At 39.3% G+C, this 2,524-nt stretch carries 2 protein-coding genes; one reads left to right on the plus strand and one right to left on the minus strand.

What is annotated here, in order from left to right; translation table 11 throughout:
- Positions 1-142: 142 nt before the first annotated feature.
- A complete protein-coding gene (locus G7Y56_RS18805) occupies positions 143-268 on the minus strand; it encodes a hypothetical protein (RefSeq protein ID WP_255498816.1) in 126 nt (41 codons plus the stop codon).
- Positions 269-595: 327 nt separating this feature from the next.
- Here G7Y56_RS18805 and G7Y56_RS18345 point away from each other — a divergent pair, with 327 nt between their 5' ends.
- Positions 596-2,407 carry a reverse transcriptase domain-containing protein gene (locus tag G7Y56_RS18345; protein WP_165045900.1) on the plus strand — a complete coding sequence of 604 codons (1,812 nt, stop codon included), beginning with the start codon at positions 596-598 and terminating at the stop codon, positions 2,405-2,407.
- Positions 2,408-2,524: the final 117 nt, after the last annotated feature.

Raw genomic sequence — 2,524 nt, forward strand, 5'->3', positions numbered from 1 at the left:
GTGCGCCAGTCAAGGTAGTATAATAATCGTCCCTTTGGCAAGGATTAGGCAAGTGTTCTTTGAAAATGACCTATCATCACCGGCTCATCTGTTCAACGAAAGACGACAGGGAGTGTAGCACGCTCGGAAAAGCCTAAGTCAGTTAGTTACCAAACTGCGACTGAATGGTAGATGAAATGGCAGATATGAGGATAAAATCCGAATTGATTGAATGATAATCCAAGCGGCTCTTGTAGAAGCTTTGACGTAAGGTAACTATACTCGTCATATCATGATACTCTTTTTGCAGTCGTAGAGTAGGAAGAGCGAGAACTTATCATGACGCAACTATAATATATAGTAAAGGGTGGAAGTCATATCCGACAATCTGTCGTGCCAATGTTATTGATACTATAAACTGGGATTACCTAAACCGGAAAGCCATTCGTAAGGCTATGGGAATAGTCCCTGAATATCCGGCATGGTAACGGAGCTTCCGTAGTAGTCCGAGCAGGTTAATGACCTGTACACGTGTATGGAAAATATTCAATACACAATGGCGAAGGGGGGCAGCCAATATTTTTTAATACAATTAACGGAAAATGTGAGAGACATTATGAGAAGTCCAGAAAAAGTATTAAACAGTCTAATGGGACATAGCAAAGACTTGAATTACAAGTATGAGCGTTTGTACCGTATTCTTTTTAATGAGGAAATGTACTATGTTGCTTACCAACGCATTTATGCAAAACAAGGCAACATGACGGCAGGTTCCGACGGTGAAACCATCGATGGAATGAGCCTCGCCCGCATTGAAAAACTGATTGCTTCATTGAAAGATGAAACATATCAGCCAAATCCATCAAGGAGAACGTATATCCCAAAGAAAAATGGGAAAATGCGTCCACTTGGTATTCCTGCAATAAATGATAAACTGTTGCAAGAAGTAGTAAGAATGATATTGGAAGCTATTTATGAGGGACAATTTGAAAACTGTTCTCATGGTTTCCGACCAAAACGAAGCTGCCATACTGCAATTAAACAAATCGGAGTAACTTTCTGTGGGGTAAAGTGGTATGTCGAAGGCGACATCAAGGGTTTCTTTGACAACATCAATCATGATGTTATGATTAGTATCCTTAGAGAACGCATAATCGATGACCGTTTTATCAGGCTAATAAGAAAGTTTCTAAATGCAGGATATATTGAGGATTGGGTATTTAATAAAACTTACAGTGGAACACCGCAGGGAGGTATCATTAGTCCGATACTGGCTAATATCTACCTTGACAGGTTGGATAAATACATGGCTGAATATGTCGCAAGGTTTGAAAAAGGGCTCCGAAAAAAGAAGAATACAGAGTACAGGCATTATCAACGTAAGAAAGGTCGAGCTACAAAAGAGTTGAAATCTGTAGAGACGCAAACCGAGAGGGAGGCAATAATTGAGCGTGTCAGAAAGTATGACAAATTAATGTTGCAAACCGAACCGAATGATGAAATGGACAGCGAATACAGGAGATTGAGATACATAAGATACGCAGATGATTTTCTGTGTGGTATAATCGGAAGTAAGGAAGATGCTCAAGTTATCAAAGAGGATATTAAGAAATTCCTATCTGAAAAACTGAAACTTGAGTTATCTGATGAGAAAACGCTTATAACTCATTCGGAAACGCCAGCAAATTTTCTTGGTTTTCATATCCGTAATCGCAAATCTGCCCATACCAAAAGAGATAGTATTGGACGGCTGAAACGGTGTTACAGTAAGACCGTAGAGATAAAAATTCCAATGGACGCAATTAAGAAGAAATTACTTACCTATGATGTTGTGCAAATAAAGAAACACAATGGAAAGGAAGTGTGGAAACCCAAAGCAAGACCTGAATTTAATCACAATGACGACCTTGAAATCCTTGAAAGGTATAATTCTGAAATTCGCGGGCTGTATAATTATTTTGGAATTGCCAAGAATTGTTCCAAACAAATGTCAAACTTCGGGTACATTATGGAATACAGTATGTACAAGACCTTTGCTGCCAAGTATCGCACGAAAGTGAAGAAGCTATGCAAAAAATATATGCATAACGGCGTTTTTTGTGTGAAGTACAAAACGAAAGTAGGAAAGGAAAAAGAAATGTGTTTTTACAATAAAGGTTTCAAACGACAAAATCCATTTTTGGATAAGAACGTCGACAATATGCCAAACATAATGATACATACCAGCACTACCAGCCTTATAGACAGGCTAAAAGCTGAAAAATGTGAGTTGTGCGGAGCTAAGGACAAGCTGGAAATGCACCATGTACGTAAACTCAAAAATCTTCAAGGTAAAGAAGAATGGGAGAAACACATGATTGCAAGACAGCGAAAAACAATAGCTGTATGTGGTACTTGTCATAAGAAAATCCATTATGGAACGATTTAGACTGAATATATTGGTGGAGAGCCGTATACGCGGGAACGTGTACGTACGGTTCGGAGGCGAGCATTGGAAAACCGACCATAGCAATATGGCGCGGCGTCGGGTGCTTAGCCTACACTA

It is taken from the genome of Dysgonomonas sp. ZJ709 (assembly GCF_011039195.1).
Classification (GTDB): Bacteria; Bacteroidota; Bacteroidia; order Bacteroidales; family Dysgonomonadaceae; genus Dysgonomonas.